The following is a 19,295-nucleotide window of genomic DNA, read 5'->3' on the forward strand; positions in this document are numbered from 1 at the left end:
CGGATCACCTCCATGGTGGCACCTCGCCCCCGCCACGGCCAGACCGCTCCGCGGAGAGCCGCGGCACCGCGGGCGCCGTCCTCCGCCGGGCGCGAATGTGCGCGTTTCGTTACAAGGGGAACTCCCCCGGCCCGTGCACCCGTCCTGCACAGCAAGGACGGAGCCGATCATCCCCTAGGGTCGTAGACGCGGGGGACGACGGTGTGCACGGCAGGTAGCGAGGCGACAGTATGGCGCAGCAGGCGTACGCAACGGAGACGGACAACGGCGGCTCGGACTCCGGCCGTCAGAGCTCTCGGCTCCGGCGCCTGACCCACCGGCTCGTCGACGGCTGGCGCGGCGACCCGCGGATCTGGCGCCGGGGCGTCGTCGTCGCCACCCTCGCGGTGCTGCTGGCCCTGGTGATGGTGCTGCACGCGCGGATCCCCAACGCGATCGGCAACCTGGGCAGCCTCGGCGAGACGTTCCTGCCGTGGTGCGGGGTGTTCGTGCCGGTGCTGCTGGCGCTCGCCCTGGTGCGCCGGTCGGCGACGGCACTGATCGCGCTGCTGCTGCCGTCGGTGATCTGGCTGAACCTCTTCGGCGGGCTGCTCAGCGACAAGTCCGCGGCGGGCGGCGACCTCACGGTGGCCACGCACAACGTCAACGCCGACAACCCCGACCCCGCGGGCACCGCCCGGGAGGTCGCCGCCTCCGGCGCGGACGTCGTCGCGCTGCAGGAGCTGACCTCGGCGGCGGTCCCGGTGTACGAGAAGGCGCTCGCGTCGGCCTTCAGGTACCACTCGGTGCAGGGCACGGTCGGACTGTGGAGCAAGTATCCGCTGAGCTCGGTCACGCCGGTCGACATCCAGCTGGGCTGGACCCGCGCGCTGCGCGCCACGGTCGCCGCCCCGGCGGGCCAGGCCGCGGTGTACGTGGCCCACCTGCCGTCGGTGCGGGTGAAGCTGGAGGCCGGGTTCACGGCCCGGCAGCGTGACAAGAGCGCCGACGCGCTGGGCGAGGCGATCGCCGACGAGCCGCTCGACCGGGTGATGCTCCTGGGCGACCTCAACGGCACGATGAACGACCGCTCCCTCAACGCGGTCACCTCGCAGCTGCGCTCCACGCAGGGCGCGGCGGGCAGCGGGTTCGGCTTCAGCTGGCCGGCGTCGTTCCCGATGGCCCGGATCGACCAGATCATGGTCCGCGGGATCGAGCCCGTCAGCTCCTGGACCCTCCCCGACACCGGCAGCGACCACCTCCCGGTAGCCGCCCGCCTCCGCCTGGCCCCCGCAACCTGACCCGGGCCCCGGGCCCGGGCCCCGGGTGGGAAGTGTGCGGAGGATTCCGGCCACGGATCGGGCCGCTCCGCCCTGTGCCATGGCCGGAATCCTCCGCACACCGGTTGGGTGGGGGTGCCTGGGGTGGGGGTGCCTGGGGTGGGGTGCGTGGTTACGTGGTTTCGCGCCAGGCGTTGGTGATGGGGAGGCGGCGGTCCTTCCCGAAGCCCTTCGGGGAGATCTTGGTGCCCGGGGGGTACTGGCGGCGCTTGTACTCGGCGGTGTCGACCATGCGGAGGGTCTTCGTCACCAGCGCGCGGTCGTAGCCGGCCGCGACGATCCGGTCGGCGCCCTCGTCGTGGTCGACGTAGCGCTCCAGGATCGCGTCCAGGACCGGGTAGTCGGGCAGCGAGTCGGTGTCGACCTGGCCGGGCCGCAGCTCGGCGCTCGGCGGCTTGCTGATCGAGTTCTCGGGGATCGGCGGGGTCTCGCCGCGCTCCGCGGCGGCCCGGTTGCGCCAGCGGGCCAGGCGGAACACCGAGGTCTTGTAGACGTCCTTGATGGGGCCGTAGGCGCCCACCGAGTCGCCGTACAGCGTCGAGTAGCCGACCGCCAGCTCCGACTTGTTGCCGGGCGCGAGGACGATGTGGCCCTCCTGGTTGGAGACCGCCATCAGCAGCGTGCCGCGCAGCCGGGACTGGAGGTTCTCCTCGGCGAGACCGGTGAGCCCGAGGGAGCCCATGTACGCGTCGAACATCGGCTCGATCGGGACGGTACGGAAGTTCAGGCCGGTGCGGCGGGCCAGCTCGGCGGCGTCGCCCCGGGAGTGCTCGGAGGAGTACTTCGACGGCATCGAGATGCCGTACACGTTCTCCGCGCCGACCGCGTCGCAGGCGATCGCCGCGACGAGCGCGGAGTCGATGCCGCCGGACAGACCGACCAGCACCGAACGGAAGCCGTTCTTCGCGACGTACGCGCGCAGGCCGGTGACCAGCGCCGAGTAGACCTCCTCGGTGTCGTCCAGGCGGTCGGCGTAGGTGCCGGTGTACTGCGGCTCGTACGCGGGCACCGGCTCCTCGGACAGCACCACGCGGTCGATGCGCAGCCCGTCGTCGACCACGCCCTCCGGCGCGCCGGCCGCGGCGGCGGGCAGCTCCAGGTCCAGGACCAGGCACTCCTCCGCGAACTGCGGGGCCCGCGCGATCACCTCGCCGGCGGCGTCCACGACGATCGAGTCGCCGTCGAAGACCAGCTCGTCCTGACCGCCGACCATGGCGAGGTAGGCCGTGGTGCAGCCCGCCTCCTGGGCCCGCTTGCGGACCAGGTCCAGGCGGGTGTCGTCCTTGTCCCGCTCGTAGGGGGAGGCGTTGACCGACAGCAGCAGGCCGGCCCCCGCGGACCGGGCGGCGGGCACCCGGCCGCCGTCCTGCCACAGGTCCTCGCAGATCGCGAGCGCCACGTCCACGCCCCGCACCCGCAGCACGGGCATCGTGTCGCCCGGCACGAAGTAGCGGAACTCGTCGAAGACGCCGTAGTTCGGCAGGTGGTGCTTGGCGAGGACGAGGACCACCTCGCCGCCGTGCAGCACCGCCGCCGCGTTCCTCGGAGCGCCGGCCGGCTGCCCGTACCTCGGCTGCGCCTGCTCGCTGCGGTCGAGGTAGCCGACGATCACCGGCAGCTCCCCGAGGCCCTCCTCGGCGAGGCGGGCGGCGAGCGCGCGCAGGGCCGTGCGGGACGCCTCGACGAAGGACGAGCGCAGGGCCAGGTCCTCGACCGGATAGCCGGTCAGCACCATCTCCGGGAAGGCCACCAGATGCGCGCCCCGCTCGGCGGAGCGGCGGGTCCAGGTGAGGATCGACTCGGCGTTCCGGGCGAGGTCGCCGACGCGGGAGTCGATCTGGTTCAGGGCGAGGCGAAGTTGAGGCACGCGCCCAGTGTAATCGTCAGACCGACGCGATGGGGGTCCGGTGGAGTGTGGCCCACCCCACCCGCCCTACGCGCTCCGACCGGGACCGGGGCAGGGCCGAGCCGGGGTCGGGGCCGGGGCGCGGCCGGGCCGGTGCGGGGCCGGGCCGGGGCAGGGCCGGGGCGGGGCCCGCGGTGCGGCGGCCGGCCTGCCACCCGGCCGCGGCCCCGCGGCCGGGTGAGCAGGCAGGCCGCCGTCAGGTCCGTCCCCGGCCTCCGGCTCCCCGCCATGCCCTGCCCGAGGTGCCGCTCCACGGCCGCCGTCCGCCCCTCCAGGCATCCCTCGGCCCCTGCGACGCCCCCCCGGTGACGCGCGGTCGTCAGCCGCGGGAAGGAGACCTCCGCCGCACGCCCGGCCAGCGTGCGGAGCCTGCCCGGTTCCGCGTCCGCGGTCATGCCGCGCATCAGCGGGCCCTCGCCCGCGGAGGGCGCGCCGCCCCTGCCCGTCCAGGCCATCGGCGGGTCCGCCGGCACCTTCGGAGGACGGTCGGGTCGCCTGATCGCCAGGGGATGCGACAGTCTGTTCGTAGGGAAGCTCCGCGGCCGGCCGGAGCGACCGGCCGGAGCGGCCGCTCGCGCGGCATGCCGCAGGCGCTGACGCGGGCCCGTCCGAGCAGGCAGGATGGGTCGTGTGCCGTCCGTCCGGCGTCCTGCGGCGTTCAGTCCGGCGCCGGCCGGACGATCATGTGCCGCAACGCGCATGAAATGGTGTTGTGGTGGGATGCTCAGGTGCCCGACCGCCGCTCGTGGCGCGGAAGCAGGCGGCCTGACCAGCAAGGATGGGGAAGCGGAAGATGGACAAGCAGCAGGAGTTCGTGCTCCGGACCTTGGAGGAGCGCGACATCCGGTTCGTACGCCTGTGGTTCACGGACGTGCTGGGCTTCCTCAAGTCCGTCGCCGTGGCCCCCGCCGAGCTGGAGCAGGCCTTCGACGAGGGCATCGGCTTCGACGGCTCCGCCATCGAGGGCTTCGCCCGGGTCTACGAGTCCGACATGATCGCCAAGCCGGACCCGTCCACCTTCCAGGTGCTGCCCTGGCGCGCGGAGACCCCCGGCACGGCCCGCATGTTCTGCGACATCCTGATGCCCGACGGCTCCCCGTCCTTCGCCGACCCCCGCTACGTCCTCAAGCGCGCCCTCGCCCGCACCTCCGACCTGGGCTTCACCTTCTACACCCACCCGGAGATCGAGTTCTTCCTGCTGAAGGACCGCCCGCTGGACGGCTCCCGGCCCGTCCCCGCCGACAACTCCGGCTACTTCGACCACACCCCGACCAACGTCGGCATGGACTTCCGCCGCCAGGCCATCACCATGCTGGAGTCGATGGGCATCTCGGTGGAGTTCTCCCACCACGAGGGCGCCCCGGGCCAGCAGGAGATCGACCTGCGCTACGCCGACGCCCTCTCCACGGCCGACAACATCATGACGTTCCGGCTGGTCATGAAGCAGGTCGCGCTGGAGCAGGGCGTGCACGCCACCTTCATGCCCAAGCCGTTCTCCGAACACCCCGGCAGCGGTATGCACACCCACCTGTCGCTGTTCGAGGGCGACCGCAACGCGTTCTACGAGTCCGGCTCCGAGTACCAGCTGTCCAAGGTGGGCCGCTCCTTCATCGCGGGCCTGCTGCGCCACGCGGCGGAGATCTCGGCCGTGACCAACCAGTGGGTCAACTCCTACAAGCGCATCTGGGGCGGCTCCGAACGCACCGCGGGCGCCGGCGGCGAGGCCCCCTCCTACATCTGCTGGGGCCACAACAACCGCTCGGCCCTGGTCCGCGTCCCGATGTACAAGCCGGGCAAGACCGGCTCGGCCCGGGTGGAGGTCCGCTCCCTGGACTCCGGCGCGAACCCCTACCTGTCCTACGCCGTGCTGCTCGCGGCGGGCCTCAAGGGCATCGAGGAGGGCTACGAACTGCCGCCCGGCGCCGAGGACGACGTCTGGGCCCTGTCCGACGCCGAGCGCCGCGCGATGGGCATCGAGCCCCTGCCCCAGAACCTCGGCGAGGCCCTGACCCTGATGGAGCGCAGCGACCTCGTCGCCGAGACCCTCGGCGAGCACGTCTTCGACTTCTTCCTGCGCAACAAGCGGAGCGAGTGGGAGGAGTACCGCTCCGAGGTCACCGCCTTCGAACTGCGGAAGAACCTGCCGGTGCTGTGAGCCGGCGGGCGCGCCGAGCCGCGGGAGTGATCCCGGGCGGGCGCGGCGCGGGTACGGCGAGCGGATCGGCGAGCGGGTACGGAGGGGGCCGGCGGCCGGGAGGGCCGCCGGCCCCTTTGCGCGGGGCGCCGGCTCAGCGGCGCCCCGCGAGGTCGGCGCCGACGAGGCGGAGCAGTTCGTCCTCGACGACCGGGGTGAGGGCCTCGACGTAGGCGTCGGCGAGGTGCCCGTAGTCGCGGTAGACCATGGTGTTCCCGACCACGACCGGGCAGGTTCCGGAGGGCGCGCAGACCCAGTCGTAGGGGTCGATGGTCGTCACGTTCTCCGCCTTCGCCGCGGCGCGGATCGCCCGGGTGACGTCGGGCCTGGGATCGGCCTCGGAGCGGTCGCGGGCGCAGGCGCCCAGGTCGTCCGGGTGGGCGACGGCGCAGTCGACGGCGTTGTTCTTCGGCCAGGGGGTGTCCAGCAGTGTCAGCACCCGGGTGCCGTCCCGCTGGAGCGCGCGGTAGGTCTCGGCCTGGCCCTTGCCCCAGGCCTTCGCGGTGTCGCCGCCGCCCCACAGCTTCGCGGAGTTGGAGTTGGAGGTGATGACGAGCTCCGGCCCGATCGCCCGGATCCTGTCCAGCGTGACGGCCCGCCAGGTGTCGCACGTGTCGTACGGGCCGCCGTTGTACTCGGTGGTGATCCGGGAGCTTTTGCAGGCGTTCTTGGTGAAGGAGTACAGCCGCCAGTGGCGTTCGCGGGCGATCGCGTCGAGCGCCGGGAACCACTGGGCGACGTGCGAGTCGCCGAACAGGACCACGGTGCGTTCGGCGTCGGTGTCGCCGTACAGGCAGGGCTGTGTCTGCACGGTGTCGGTCGTGGTCAGGGCGCAGTCGTCGGTGTAGACCTCCGACCGCCGGTACGCCACGTCCCGCATGCTGGGTTCGAGGTTGGAGGGCAGCTTGTCGACGCGCTGCTCCAGCAGCCGGGTCAGCGCGGCGCCCGGGTCGGACACGCCGTGCAGGGTGTCCCGGGTGTCCGGGCGGGCCGAGCCCGAGGCGAGGCCCGGCGGGAACTGCGCGGCGACGACCGCGGTCAGCGCGGTGACCGCCGACAGGCCCAGCCCGAACGCGAGACCGCGGCCCGCGCGGGCCCTGAACGCCCGGTGGAAGCGCATCGGGTTCTCGACCAGGCGCAGGGTCAGCCAGGCCAGCGGGATGCCGCACAGCGCGGCGATCAGCCGCAGCGGGCCGTCGTGCCCGCCGAACCCGGCGGCCGCCGGGACGATCAGGATCAGCGGCCAGTGCCACAGGTACCAGGCGTAGGAGATGCCGCCGGCCCAGACCGCGGGCCGCAGCGACAGCAGCGCGCCCGCGCCGTGGCGCCCGCCCGCCGCGCCGCAGGCGAGGACGGCGGCGGCGCCGAACACGGGGACGACGGCGTGGTGGCCGGGGAAGCGGGTGCTCTCGTCGAAGACCACGGCCGCGCAGGCGATGGCGCCCAGACCGGCCCAGCTCAGCACCGCGGCGGCCGGCCGCGGGATGTCGGGCAGGCGGTGCGCCGCCAGGGCGAGCAGGGCGCCGACGGCCAGTTCCCAGACCCGGCCCTGGGAGGCGAAGTACGCCCAGGACGGAGAGGTCTCGGTGAGGTGGAGGTTCACCGCGAAGGAGCCCGCGGCCAGCGCGAGCAGCGGGACGCCCAGCAGGGCCCGGCGCCGGAACAGCTTCAGCGCGACGATCAGCAGGACGGGCCAGACCAGGTAGAACTGCTCCTCGACGGCCAGCGACCAGAAGTGCTGGAACGGCGAGGGCGGCACGTCCGCGTGGAAGTAGTCGGTGCCGGCCTCGGCCAGCCGGAAGTTCACGAGGTACCAGGCGGAGGCGGCAGCGTCCTCGGCGTAGTCCGCGAAGCGGAGCGGGCCCAGGAACAGCCAGGAGCCGGCGAGGGTCGCCAGCACGACCAGTGTGGAGGCGGGCAGCAGGCGCAGTGCGCGGCGGGCGTAGAACCGGCCCAGCGCGATCCGCCCGGAGCGGGCGTGCTCGCGGAGCATCAGGGAGGTGATGAGGAAGCCGGAGATGACGAAGAAGACGTCCACGCCCACATAGCCGCCGCTCACCTGGGTCACTCCCGCATGGGAGAGCGCCACGAGGGTGACGGCGACCGCCCGCAGCCCCTGGATGTCCGGTCGCAGGCCCGGTCTGCCGGTCCCGGCCGCCGGCCCGGCGGCGGTGCCGCCCGCCGCGGACTCCGGGGCCGGCGGGGTCGGCTCGGTGGAACGGGGCGGGGCTGTGATGCGGCGGACGGGGAGCGTGGGTCTCTCCTTCGACGTGCGTGTCGCCGGGGCACGCACGTGTGCCCGCCCCGGCCCGGGGCCCGCCGTCGGCACGCGGTCCGGCACCGTCGGGGCCGGTGACCGGCCGACGGCGCTGATCACTCCGGAGGTGGACGGCCGACGCTACCTCAGCCGGACCCGTGGCCCACGGCATCGCGGTCGCACCGTCGCGGCCGGGCGGGGGAGTTACGTCGGCATCCCTATGGACTGTCCCGATTCCAGGGGCCCGGCTCTCCGGGTTTCCGATGCCCGGTTGTCCGGCGTGTCGGCTCCTTGGGCGTCCGGCCGCGTGGGAAACGTCACGCCCCGCCGCCTCGGTCACGCCCGCGCGTCGTGTGACGCCGCCGCTCCGGTGACCCCGCTGCTCCGGGTTGCGCCCGCGTCGGGTGACCCGTCGTCCCGGTGGCTCCCGCGGCGTGCGACTCCGCGTCCGCCCCGCCCCGCCCCGCTGCCGGTGCTGGCCGGGCCGCACCGTGCCGCCCGGATCGGGCGCGGCGACGGCGGTGCTCGCGGCGGGACTGCCGTACCGGACCCCGGGACCGTGCCGGGCGCCCCCGGGGGCGAGTGCCCGGCGCCCGCCGGCGGACGCGCGTGGGACGGGGCCGGTCCTCCCCGCCCGGACCCGGCCGTGCGGGGAAGTCACCGGCGCCCGCCGCGCGATCAGCGGCTAGGCTCGAACGGACGACCTCGGTCCGGACCGGGACGGACCGCCACGAGGACCGTACGGACCGCCACGAGGACCGTTACGCAGACCGCCACGAGAAGTGCACACCGCAGCGGACAGGGAGGCCGGGTATGACGGCGCCGGGGCGCAGGAGCAGTACCTTCACACGGCTGCTGCGGCACGGCTTCACCGACCCCTCCGCGGCCGAACGGCTCCTGGACAGCGCCGAGCTGTCGGCCGTGCGCAGCGACCCCGTCCTGCTGGAGGCGCTCGGCGGCACCGCCGACCCCGACCTCGCCCTGCACGGCCTGGTCCGGCTGCTGGAGGCGCAGCCGGCCCCCACCGACCGCCGCGAACTGCTCGACACGCTGATCTCGGCCAAGCCGCTGCGCGACCGCCTGCTCGGTGTGCTCGGCGCCTCCGCCGCCCTCGGCGAGCACCTCGTACGGCACCCGGCCGACTGGCAGGAGCTGGTCACGTACGAGCCGCGGGACCTGCACCCGGGCGTGGAGGAGTTCGAGCGGTGCCTGGCCGCCGCCGACGACCCGGTCGCGCTGCGGGTGGCGTACCGGCGCTGCCTGCTGTCCATCGCCGCCCGCGACGTGTGCGGCACGACCGACGTCGCGCAGACCGCCGCCGAACTCGCCGACCTCGCCACGGCCACGCTGCGTGCCGCGCTCGCCCTCGCCCGCGCCGCCGAACCCGCCGAGGCGGAACTGTGCCGCCTCGCGGTGATCGCGATGGGCAAGTGCGGCGGGCACGAGCTGAACTACGTCTCCGACGTCGACGTCATCTTCGTCGCCGAGGCCGCCGACGGGGCGGACGAGGCGAAGGCGCTGCGGGCCGCGACCCGGCTCGCCTCGCACCTGATGCGGGTGTGTTCCGAGACGACCGTCGAGGGCTCGATCTGGCCCGTCGACGCCAACCTGCGCCCCGAGGGCCGCAACGGCCCGCTCGTCCGCACCCTCAGCAGCCACCTCGCCTACTACCAGCGCTGGGCCAAGACCTGGGAGTTCCAGGCCCTGCTCAAGGCCCGCGCGGTGGCCGGCGACCCGGAGCTGGGCGAGGAGTACGTCGCCGCGGTGGCCCCGCTGGTGTGGCAGGCCGCCGAGCGGGAGAACTTCGTCGCCGACGTGCAGCGGATGCGCCGCCGGGTGGTGGAGAACATCCCCGCCGCCGAGATCGACCGCGAGCTCAAGCTCGGTCCCGGCGGACTGCGCGACGTCGAGTTCGCCGTGCAGCTGCTGCAGCTCGTGCACGGGCGGTCCGACGCGTCCCTGCGCAGCGGTTCCACCCTGGACGCCCTGCAGGCCCTCGCCGCCGGCGGTTACGTCGGCCGCGCGGACGCCGTCCAGCTGGGGGAGGCCTACCGCTTCCTGCGCTCCATGGAGCACCGCATCCAGCTGCACCGGCTGCGCCGCACCCACCTGGTGCCCTCCGAGGAGGCCGACCAGCGGCGCCTGGGCCGCTCGCTGGGGCTGCGCACCGAGCCGGTCGGCGAGCTGCACCGCGCCTGGCGCCGGCACAGCGGGGTGGTGCGCAGGCTGCACGAGAAGATCTTCTACCGGCCGCTTCTCGACGCCTTCGCGCAGCTCGCCCCCGGCGAGGCCCGGCTCCGTCCCGAGGCGGCCCGCGAACGGCTCGTCGCCCTGGGCTACGCCGACCCCGCGGCCGCCCTGCGCCACCTGGAGGCCCTCGCCTCCGGCGTCTCCCGCAAGGCCGCGATCCAGCGCACCCTGCTGCCGGTGCTGCTGGGCTGGTTCGCGGACTCCGCCGACCCGGACGCGGGCCTGCTGAACTTCCGCAAGGTGTCCGACGCGCTCGGCAAGACGCCCTGGTACCTCAGGCTGCTGCGGGACGAGGGCGCGGCCGCGCAGAACCTCGCCCGGGTGCTGTCGGCCGGCCGGCTCGCCCCCGACCTGCTGATGCGGGCCCCCGAGGCGGTCGCCCTGCTCGGCGACGGCGACGGCGGGCTCGCCCCGCGCGGCCGCGCACACCTGGAGCAGGAGATCCTCGCCGCGGTCGGGCGGGCCGGCAGCGGCGAGCAGGCCGTCACCGCCGCACGCGGGGTGCGCCGCCGGGAGCTGTTCCGGACGGCCGCCGCGGACATCGTCAGCTCCTACGGCACGGAGGCGCAGCCCGCCGAACCCGATCCGGGCACCCTGGTCGACCTGGTCGGCGGTGCCGTCTCCGACCTCACCGCGGCGACGCTGGCGGGCACCCTGCGGGCCGTGGTCCGCGCGGGCTGGGGCGACACCCTGCCCACCCGCTTCGCGATCATCGGCATGGGACGTTTCGGCGGGCACGAACTGGGCTACGGCTCCGACGCCGACGTCGTCTTCGTGCACGAGCCGCGCGACGGGGTGAGCGAGCGGGAGGCCTCCGAGGCCGCGCACCGGGTGGTCGCCGAGATGCGGCGCCTGCTGCAGGTGCCGAGCGCCGACCCGCCGCTGCTGATCGACGCCGACCTGCGCCCCGAGGGCAAGACGGGTCCGCTGGTGCGCACCCTGAAGTCGTACGAGGCGTACTACCGCCGGTGGTCCCTGGTGTGGGAGTCGCAGGCGCTGCTGCGCGCCGAGCCGGTCGCCGGGGACCCGGACCTGGCGCGGCGCTTCGTCGAGCTCGTCGATCCGCTGCGCTATCCGGCCGGGGGCCTGGCCGACGACGCCGTACGGGAGATCCGGCGGCTGAAGGCGCGGATGGAGTCCGAGCGGCTGCCGCGCGGCGCCGACCCCAGGCTGCACACCAAACTGGGCCCCGGCGGCCTGTCCGACGTGGAGTGGACCGTGCAGCTGCTCCAGCTGCGGCACGGTGCGGAACTGCCCGGGCTGCGCACCCCCCGCACCCGCGCGGCGCTCGCGGCCGCCCGGGCGGCGGGCCTGCTCACCGAGGACGACGCGGTCGTGCTGGACGAGGCGTGGGTGCTGGCGACGCGGGTGCGCAACGCCGTGATGCTGGTGCGCGGGCGGGCCGGGGACACCTTTCCCGCGGACGCGCGGGAACTGGCCGCGGTGGGCCGCTACCTCGGGTACGGGCCGGGGCACGTGGGCGACATGCTGGACGCCTACCGGCGTACTACGCGGCTGGCTCGTGCGGTCGTGGACGAGCGGTTCTACGGGAACCCCTAGCCGCCGGCTGCCGGGGCAGCCGCCACGGCAGCGTGCCGTACCAGAGCCGGGCCACCGCGTAGCCGAAGGCGAGGCAGAGCAGGCCGCCCACCGCGTCCAGCCAGAAGTGGTTCGCGGTGGCGACGATGACGACGAGCGTCGCGGCCGGGTAGAGCAGGCCGAGGACGCGCGCCCACGGCGCGGAGGCCAGCGCGACGATCGTCAGGCCGCACCACACGGACCAGCCGATGTGCATCGACGGCATGGCCGCGTACTGGTTCGACATGTTCTTCAGGTCGCCGGAGGCCATCGAGCCCCACGTCTGGTGCACCAGCACGGTGTCGACGAAGCCGGTGCCGTTCATCAGCCGGGGCGGCGCCAGCGGATACAGGTAGTAACCGACCAGGGCCGCCGCGGTGGTCGCGAACAGCACCAGCCGGTTCGCCGCGTACCGGCCGGGGTGACTGCGGTACAGCCACACCAGAACACCCAGCGTGACCACGAAGTGCAACGTGGCGTAGTAGTAGTTCATCCCGACGATGAGCCAAGTCACGCCGTTGACCGCGTGGTTCACCGACTGCTCGACGGCGATGCCGAGATGCTGCTCCAGCTTCCACAGCCAGTCGGTGTTGCGCAGTGCCTCGGCACGCTGCTCCGGGACCGCGTTGCGGATCAGTGAGTACGTCCAGTAACTCACCGCGATCAGCAGGATCTCGAACCAGAGCCGGGGCCGCCCGGGGGTGCGCATGCGGTGCAGGAGGCTCTGCCCGGTGGCGTCCGTGACCGCCCGCGAAGCGGCCTCGTCGCGGCCTTCCGTCGTCGTCACGGTCATCTCACCCATGGTGTCCATGGCATCGATGGCCCCCACTGCACCCACGGCAATCCCATGGCAGGAGAGTTTGCCAGACAATCCTCACCCCACCGATCATCCCTCGGACGGGTGACGAGCGCACCTCCGGTATCGGTCGGATACCGGCAGCATACCGATCGGATACCGGTCGGGTCGTCGGTGCCCTCGCCCGGCTTCGCCGTCTCAGGGGCGTACGCGGTCCCCCGGGGCGGAAGCGGTCGAACCGCGCACCACCAGTTCCGGCATGAAGACGAACTCGCTGTGCGGGGCGGGCGTCCCGCCGATCTCCTCCAGCAGGGTGCGCACCGCGGCCTGGCCCATGGCGGGAACCGGCTTGCGGACCGTGGTCAGCGGCGGGTCGGTGAACGCTATCAGCGGGGAGTCGTCGAAGCCGACCACCGAGACGTCCTGCGGCACGTCCAGCCCGAGCTGGCGGGCGGCCCGTATCGCGCCGAGCGCCATCATGTCGCTGGCGCACACGACCGCCGTGCAGTCGCGGCCGATCAGCGCGGTCGCCGCGGCCTGGCCGCCCTCCAGCGTGTACAGCGAGTGCTGGATCAGCTCCGTCTCGACCGTCTCGGCGGGCAGGCCGAGCTGGTCCTGCATGCTGCGCACGAACCCCTCGATCTTGCGCTGCACCGGCACGAACCGCTTCGGGCCGAGCGCGAGACCGATCCGGGTGTGCCCCAGCGAGACCAGGTGCGTGACCGCCAGCTGCATCGCGGCCCGGTCGTCGGGGGAGATGAACGGCGCCTGCACCTGTGGCGAGAAACCGTCCACGAGCACGAACGGCACGCCCTGCCCGCGCAGCTGCTCGTAGCGCTGGGTGTCGGCGGTGGTGTCGGCGTGCAGGCCGGAGACGTAGATGATGCCGGCGACGCCGCGGTCGACGAGCATCTCGGTCAGCTCGTCCTCGGTGGAGCCGCCCGGGGTCTGGGTGGCCAGCACGGGGGTGTAGCCCTGGCGGGTCAGTGCCTGCCCGATGACCTGCGCCAGGGCCGGGAATATCGGGTTCTCCAGCTCCGGCGTGATCAGCCCGACGAGGCCGGCGCTGCGCTGGCGCAGCCGGACCGGGCGCTCGTAGCCGAGGACGTCGAGGGCGGCCAGCACGGACTGGCGGGTGGTGGCGGCGACGCCCGGCTTCCCGTTGAGGACCCGGCTGACGGTCGCTTCGCTCACCCCCGCCTGCGCAGCGATGTCCGCAAGCCGTGTGGTCACGGCAGTGGACTGTACCGGTCGAATGTCGCCTTGCACACCAACCGGACGCCGGGTGCGGGCGATTGACCGGCGCACCGGTGGTTGCTGCGGCATGGGGTCCCCTCGTGAGCGTGCGGCAAGACCTTGCAGAGTCTTGCACAAGTGTTCCTCCGCCCGCCGATCGCAGGCAATACCGGGTCTCGGGAGCATCGAGAACACGTCACGCCGGGGTAACGCCTGAGATGTCTTGCATTTTTTTTCTGCAAGGTCTTTCCAGCCGCTTACATCGCTGTTACGTTCCAGTCGCCCGGCCGCCGCAACGGCGCAGTCGGCGAGCAGGAGCGGACGGGACCGCCCCCTGCACCACACGGGCTTTCACCCTCAAGGAGAACTCATGCGGCGTGGCATAGCGGCCAGCGCGCTGGTGGCGTCCCTCGCCCTCGCGGCGACGGCCTGCGGCGGCAGTGACGGCTCAGACGGCGACAAGGCCTCCGGCCCGGTCACCATCACCTGGTGGGACACCTCCAACGCGACCAACGAGGCGCCGACGTACAAGGCCCTGGTCGAGGAGTTCCAGGCGGCCAACAAGGACATCAAGGTCAAGTACGTCAACGTCCCCTTCGACCAGGCGCAGAACAAGTTCGACACCGCCGCCGGCTCCAAGGGCGCGCCGGACGTGCTGCGCTCGGAGGTCGGCTGGACCCCCGCCTTCGCCAAGAAGGGCTTCTTCCTGCCGCTGGACGGCACCGACGCCCTCGCCGACCAGGCCGCCTTCAAGAGCAACCTGCTGGAGCAGGCCAAGTACGAGGGCAAGACCTACGGCGTCCCCTTCACCACGGACACCCTCGCCCTGGTCTACAACAAGGAGCTCTTCGAGAAGGCCGGGGTCGAGGCCCCGCAGACCTGGGACGACCTGAAGAAGGCCGCCGCCACGATCAAGGCGAAGACCGGCGTCGACGGCTACTGGGGCTCCACCAGCGCCTACTACGCCCAGTCCTTCCTCTACGGCGAGGGCACCGACACCGTCGACGCCTCCGCCCAGAAGATCACGGTCAACTCCGCCGAGGCGAAGAAGGCCTACGGCACCTGGCTGGACCTCTTCGACGGCAAGGGCCTGCACAAGGCCGACACCACCGCCGACGCCTACGCCCACATCCAGGACGCGTTCGTCAACGGCAAGGTCGCCGCGATCATCCAGGGCCCGTGGGAGATCACCAACTTCTACCAGGGCTCCGCGTTCGCCGACAAGGACAACCTCGGCATCGCCACCGTCCCGGCCGGCTCCTCCGGCAAGGCCGGCGCCCCCACCGGCGGCCACAACCTCTCGGTGTACGCCGGCTCCGACGAGGCCCACCAGAAGGCCGCGCTGAAGTTCGTGAACTTCATGACCTCGGCCAAGGCACAGGAGACCATCGCGCTGAAGAACTCCACGCTGCCCACGCGCGACGACGCCTACACCGACCAGGTCAAGGCCGACCCGGGCATCGCCGGCTACCAGACGGTCCTCGCCGCCGCCCAGCCGCGCCCGGCCCTGCCCGAGTACAGCTCCCTGTGGGGCCCGCTGGACACCGAGCTGCCCGCCATCGCCGGCGGCAAGAAGTCCCTGGACAAGGGTCTGAGCAGCGCCGAGACCGCCATCGCCAAGCTGGTGCCGGACTTCAGCAAGTGACCGTCCGCGGCCGCCGGAGCCTCCCGGTCACGACCTCGTCGTGACCGGGAGCGCTCCGGCGGCCACCGGCCTGTGCACCGCCCTCCGCCCGCACCCGCGGTCTGGACCCCCGGCCTGACCCCCGGCTCGAACCCCCCGGCTCGACCTCCAGCCTCGAACCCCCAGCTTCGAACCTCCAGCCTTGAACCTCCAGAAGGTGCCGAACCATGACAGTCGCCATCGACCGAGCGACCGGCAAGCGCCGAGGTGACCGCGCACCAGGGCGCGGCCCCGGCCAGCGCCTGAAGCACGCCTACCAGAAGCACTGGTACGCCTACGCCATGATCACGCCGGTGGCGGTCGTGCTCGGCGTGCTCGTGCTGTACCCGCTGGCGTACGGCCTGTATCTCACGCTCACCGACGCCAACAGCCTCAACACCGCGCGCACCATCGGCGCCAACGAGATCGCGGCGACGTACAAGTTCATCGGTCTCGACAACTACGCCGACATCCTGTGGGGTCCGACGGCGTACGACCGCTTCTGGTCGCACTTCCTCTGGACGATCGTGTGGACGGCCGTCTGCGTCGCGCTGCACTACTCCATCGGCCTCGGTCTCGCCCTGCTGCTCAACCAGAAGCTGCGCGGCCGCACCTTCTACCGGCTCGTCCTGATCCTGCCGTGGGCGGTGCCGACGTTCGTCACGGTCTTCGGCTGGCGGTTCATGCTCGCCGACGGCGGCGTCGTCAACTCCGCCCTGGAGGCCCTGCACCTGCCGGCGCCGCTGTGGCTGGAGGACACCTTCTGGCAGCGCTTCGCCGCGATCATGGTCAACACCTGGTGCGGTGTGCCGTTCATGATGGTCTCCCTGCTCGGCGGCCTGCAGTCCATCGACTCCTCGCTCTACGAGGCCGCCGAGATGGACGGCGCCAACGCCTGGCAGCGCTTCCGCTACGTCACCCTGCCCGGCCTGCGCTCGGTCAGCTCCACCGTGGTGCTGCTCGGCGTGATCTGGACGTTCAACCAGTTCGCGGTGATCTTCCTGCTGTTCGGTGACACCGCCCCGGACGCGCAGATCCTCGTCACCTGGGCCTACTACCTGGGCTTCGGGCAGCAGCCGCGCGACTTCGCGCAGTCCGCGGCCTACGGCATCCTGCTGCTGGCCATCCTGATCGTCTTCACCTCCTTCTACCGCCGCTGGCTCAACCGCAACGAGCAGCAGCTCGCGATCTGAGGCAGGAGCCCCATGAGTACCACCACCGTCGAGACCTCCGCCCGCCCGGCCGAGGACGGGCCCGCGACCGGCGCCCCGTCCGGCGCCCGCCGCCGCGGCGACCGCGGCCTGACGGCCTCGCTCGCCTCCCACGGCGTCCTCGTCGCGGGCAGCCTGATCGCGCTGTTCCCGATCGCCTGGCTGGTCTTCCTCTCCCTCGGCCCGGACAAGGACGACTACCTGCACCCCGGCCGGATCTGGGGGAAGATGACGTTCGAGAACTACTCGTTCGTCCTGACCGAGACCAACTTCTTCGACTGGATGAAGAGTTCGCTCATCGTCTCGCTCGGCACCACGGTGATCGGCGTGATGATCGCCGCCACCACCGGCTACGCCGTCTCGCGCATGCGCTTCCCCGGCTACAAGAAGTTCATGTGGGTGCTCCTGGTCACCCAGATGTTCCCGATCGCCGTGCTGATCGTGCCGATGTACCAGATCCTGTCCGGCCTCCAGCTCGTGGACACCTACCTCGGTCTGGTCCTGGTCTACTGCTCGACCGCGGTGCCGTACTGCGCCTGGCTGCTCAAGGGCTACTTCGACACCATCCCGTTCGAGATCGACGAGGCCGGCCGGGTCGACGGGCTGAGCCCGTTCGGCACGTTCTTCCGGCTGATCCTGCCGCTGGCCAAGCCCGGCCTCGCGGTCGCCGCCTTCTACAGCTTCATCACGGCCTTCGGCGAGGTCGCCTTCGCCTCGACGTTCATGCTGAGCGACACCAAGTACACCTTCGCGGTCGGTCTGCAGAGCTTCGTCAGCGAGCACGACGCCCAGCGCAACCTGATGGCCGCCACCGCGGTGCTGATCGCGATACCCGTGTCCGCGTTCTTCTACCTCGTGCAGAAGAACCTGGTCACCGGACTCACCGCGGGCGGCACCAAGGGCTGACCGCCCCGGTGTCCGCACCCGGCCGGTGTGCGGACACCCGCCCCCGACCGGACTCCCGCGCGGCACCGCGCGGGCGGGCGGCCGCGGTGGCCATCCGACCCCGCTGCCCCGCGGCCGCCCCGGTACCCGGACCCGAAGCCCCCATGACATCGACCCAGTTAGCCAAGGACGCCATGAGCCAGCATTCCGCCGACCCGGCACCGCACTCCGCCCTCGCCACCGTCGCACGGCGCGGCGACTGGTGGCGTGACGCGGTGATCTACCAGGTCTATCCGCGCAGCTTCGCCGACAGCAACGGCGACGGCATGGGCGATCTGGAAGGTGTACGCTCCCGTCTGCCCTATCTGCGCGACCTCGGTGTCGACGCCGTGTGGCTGAGCCCCTTCTACGCCTCCCCGCAGGCCGACGCCGGCTACGACGTCGCCGACTACCGCGCCGTCGACCCGATGTTCGGCAACCTGCTGGACGCCGACGCGCTGATCCGCGACGCGCACGCGCTCGGCCTGCGCATCATCGTCGACCTGGTGCCCAACCACTCCTCCGACCAGCACGAGTGGTTCAAGCGCGCCCTCGCCGAGGGCCCCGGATCCCCGCTGCGCGACCGCTACCACTTCCGCCCCGGAAAGGGCACCGACGGCGAACTCCCGCCCAACGACTGGGAGTCCATCTTCGGCGGCCCGGCCTGGACCCGGGTCACCGAACCCGACGGCACCCCCGGCGAGTGGTACCTGCACCTGTTCGCCCCCGAGCAGCCCGACTTCAACTGGGAGCACCCCGCCGTCGGCGACGAGTTCCGCTCGATCCTGCGGTTCTGGCTCGACATGGGCGTCGACGGCTTCCGTGTCGACGTCGCCCACGGCATGGTCAAGGCCGCCGGACTGCCCGACCTCGGCTCCCACGACCAGCTGAAGCTGCTGGGCAGCGACGTCATGCCGTTCTTCGACCAGGACGGTGTGCACGACATCTACCGGCAGTGGCGGCTCATCCTCGACGAGTACGCCGACGCCCTCGGCCCCGACGGACCGGGCGCGGAGGGATCCGCCACGCGCGGATCCGCCGCGGCGGCGCCCGGGGCGCGGGCCGCCTCGGGCGGGCGGGGGCGGGACGCCGGCGGGCGCATCTTCGTCGCCGAGGCCTGGACCCCGACCGTCGAGCGCACCGCGAACTACGTCCGCCCCGACGAACTGCACCAGGCGTTCAACTTCCAGTACCTGGGCACCGAATGGGACGCCGGGCAGCTCCGCGAGGTCGTCGACCGCACGCTCGCGGCGATGCGCCCGGTGGGCGCCCCCGCGACCTGGGTGCTGTCCAACCACGACGTGACCCGGCACGCCACCCGCTTCGCCAACCCGCCCGGCCTGGGCACGCAGATCCGCACCGCCGGTGACCGCGCCCTGGGCCTGCGCCGTGCCCGCGCCGCCACCCTGCTGATGCTGGCCCTGCCCGGGTCCGCGTATCTGTACCAGGGCGAGGAACTCGGCCTGCCGGACGTCGTCGACCTGCCCGACGAGGTCCGCCAGGACCCGGCGTACCTCCGCGGCGCCGGGCAGGACGGCTTCCGCGACGGCTGCCGGGTGCCGATCCCCTGGACCCGCGAGGGCTCCTCGTACGGCTTCGGCAGCGGCGGCAGCTGGCTGCCCCAGCCCGACAGCTGGGCCGAGCTCAGCGTGGAGGCGCAGACCGGTGAGGCCGGCTCCACCCTGGAGCTGTACCGGGCCGCTCTCGCGGTCCGCCGGGAGCAGCCCGACCTCGGCGCGGGTGACTCGGTGGAGTGGCTGCGGGCGCCCGAGGGCGTCCTCGCGCTGCGCCGCGGTGAGTTCGTCTGCGTCGCCAACACGAGCGGGGAGGCGGTGGCGACTCCGCTGTACGGGCGGGTGCTGATCGCCAGTGGGGGCGTGGAGGAGGCGGACGGCGAGGTGAAGGTGCCCTCCGACACCACGGTGTGGTTCACCTCGGCCTGAGCATCGGATCGAGGCGTC

At 72.7% G+C, this 19,295-nt stretch carries 11 protein-coding genes; 7 read left to right on the top strand and 4 right to left on the bottom strand.

What is annotated here, in order from left to right; all coding sequences use genetic code 11:
* Positions 1-230 precede the first annotated feature (230 nt).
* Positions 231-1,280: an endonuclease/exonuclease/phosphatase family protein gene (locus tag AC5K6T_RS04925; RefSeq protein ID WP_493205964.1), complete on the top strand. Its 1,050-nt coding sequence runs from the start codon at positions 231-233 to the stop codon at positions 1,278-1,280.
* A 151-nt stretch (positions 1,281-1,431) separates the two neighbouring features.
* On the opposite strand, the gene AC5K6T_RS04930 is transcribed toward AC5K6T_RS04925, so the two are convergent.
* A complete protein-coding gene (locus AC5K6T_RS04930) occupies positions 1,432-3,186 on the bottom strand; it encodes an NAD+ synthase (protein WP_493205965.1) in 1,755 nt (584 codons plus the stop codon).
* Between the two features lie 832 nt (positions 3,187-4,018).
* Here AC5K6T_RS04930 and glnA point away from each other — a divergent pair.
* On the top strand, positions 4,019-5,380 hold the full coding sequence (gene glnA / locus AC5K6T_RS04935) for a type I glutamate--ammonia ligase (RefSeq protein WP_493205967.1): 1,362 nt from the start codon (positions 4,019-4,021) through the stop codon (positions 5,378-5,380).
* A gap of 133 nt (positions 5,381-5,513) precedes the next feature.
* Here the strand turns inward: glnA and AC5K6T_RS04940 are convergent, their stop codons facing one another.
* Complete coding sequence (locus AC5K6T_RS04940; protein WP_493207343.1) at positions 5,514-7,655, bottom strand: acyltransferase family protein; 2,142 nt, start codon at positions 7,653-7,655, stop codon at positions 5,514-5,516.
* A gap of 834 nt (positions 7,656-8,489) precedes the next feature.
* Between AC5K6T_RS04940 and AC5K6T_RS04945 the strand changes: the two genes are divergently transcribed.
* Complete coding sequence (locus AC5K6T_RS04945) at positions 8,490-11,486, top strand: bifunctional [glutamine synthetase] adenylyltransferase/[glutamine synthetase]-adenylyl-L-tyrosine phosphorylase (protein ID WP_493205969.1); 2,997 nt, start codon at positions 8,490-8,492, stop codon at positions 11,484-11,486.
* Here the strand turns inward: AC5K6T_RS04945 and AC5K6T_RS04950 are convergent.
* Both AC5K6T_RS04950 and AC5K6T_RS04955 read right to left on the bottom strand, forming a co-directional pair.
* Entirely contained in the window at positions 11,434-12,306 is an 873-nt protein-coding gene (locus AC5K6T_RS04950; RefSeq protein WP_493207345.1) for a phosphatase PAP2 family protein, read from the bottom strand. The genes AC5K6T_RS04945 and AC5K6T_RS04950 overlap by 53 nt on opposite strands.
* A gap of 192 nt (positions 12,307-12,498) precedes the next feature.
* On the bottom strand, positions 12,499-13,533 hold the full coding sequence (locus AC5K6T_RS04955) for a LacI family DNA-binding transcriptional regulator (RefSeq protein WP_493205971.1): 1,035 nt from the start codon (positions 13,531-13,533) through the stop codon (positions 12,499-12,501).
* A gap of 373 nt (positions 13,534-13,906) precedes the next feature.
* Between AC5K6T_RS04955 and AC5K6T_RS04960 the strand changes: the two genes are divergently transcribed.
* From AC5K6T_RS04960 to AC5K6T_RS04975, 4 genes are all read left to right on the top strand, one after another.
* A complete protein-coding gene (locus AC5K6T_RS04960; protein WP_493205973.1) occupies positions 13,907-15,181 on the top strand; it encodes an extracellular solute-binding protein in 1,275 nt (424 codons plus the stop codon).
* A 206-nt stretch (positions 15,182-15,387) separates the two neighbouring features.
* Positions 15,388-16,392: a carbohydrate ABC transporter permease gene (locus AC5K6T_RS04965; RefSeq protein WP_493205975.1), complete on the top strand. Its 1,005-nt coding sequence runs from the start codon at positions 15,388-15,390 to the stop codon at positions 16,390-16,392.
* Positions 16,393-16,404: 12 nt separating this feature from the next.
* Positions 16,405-17,316 (top strand): sugar ABC transporter permease, encoded by a 912-nt coding sequence (locus tag AC5K6T_RS04970; protein WP_493205976.1) that lies wholly within the window; start codon positions 16,405-16,407, stop codon positions 17,314-17,316.
* 173 nt (positions 17,317-17,489) lie between these two features.
* Positions 17,490-19,277 (top strand): glycoside hydrolase family 13 protein, encoded by a 1,788-nt coding sequence (locus tag AC5K6T_RS04975; RefSeq protein WP_493205978.1) that lies wholly within the window; start codon positions 17,490-17,492, stop codon positions 19,275-19,277.
* Positions 19,278-19,295 lie beyond the last annotated feature (18 nt).

The sequence above is a fragment of the Streptomyces sp. B8-7 genome (genome assembly GCF_058833805.1).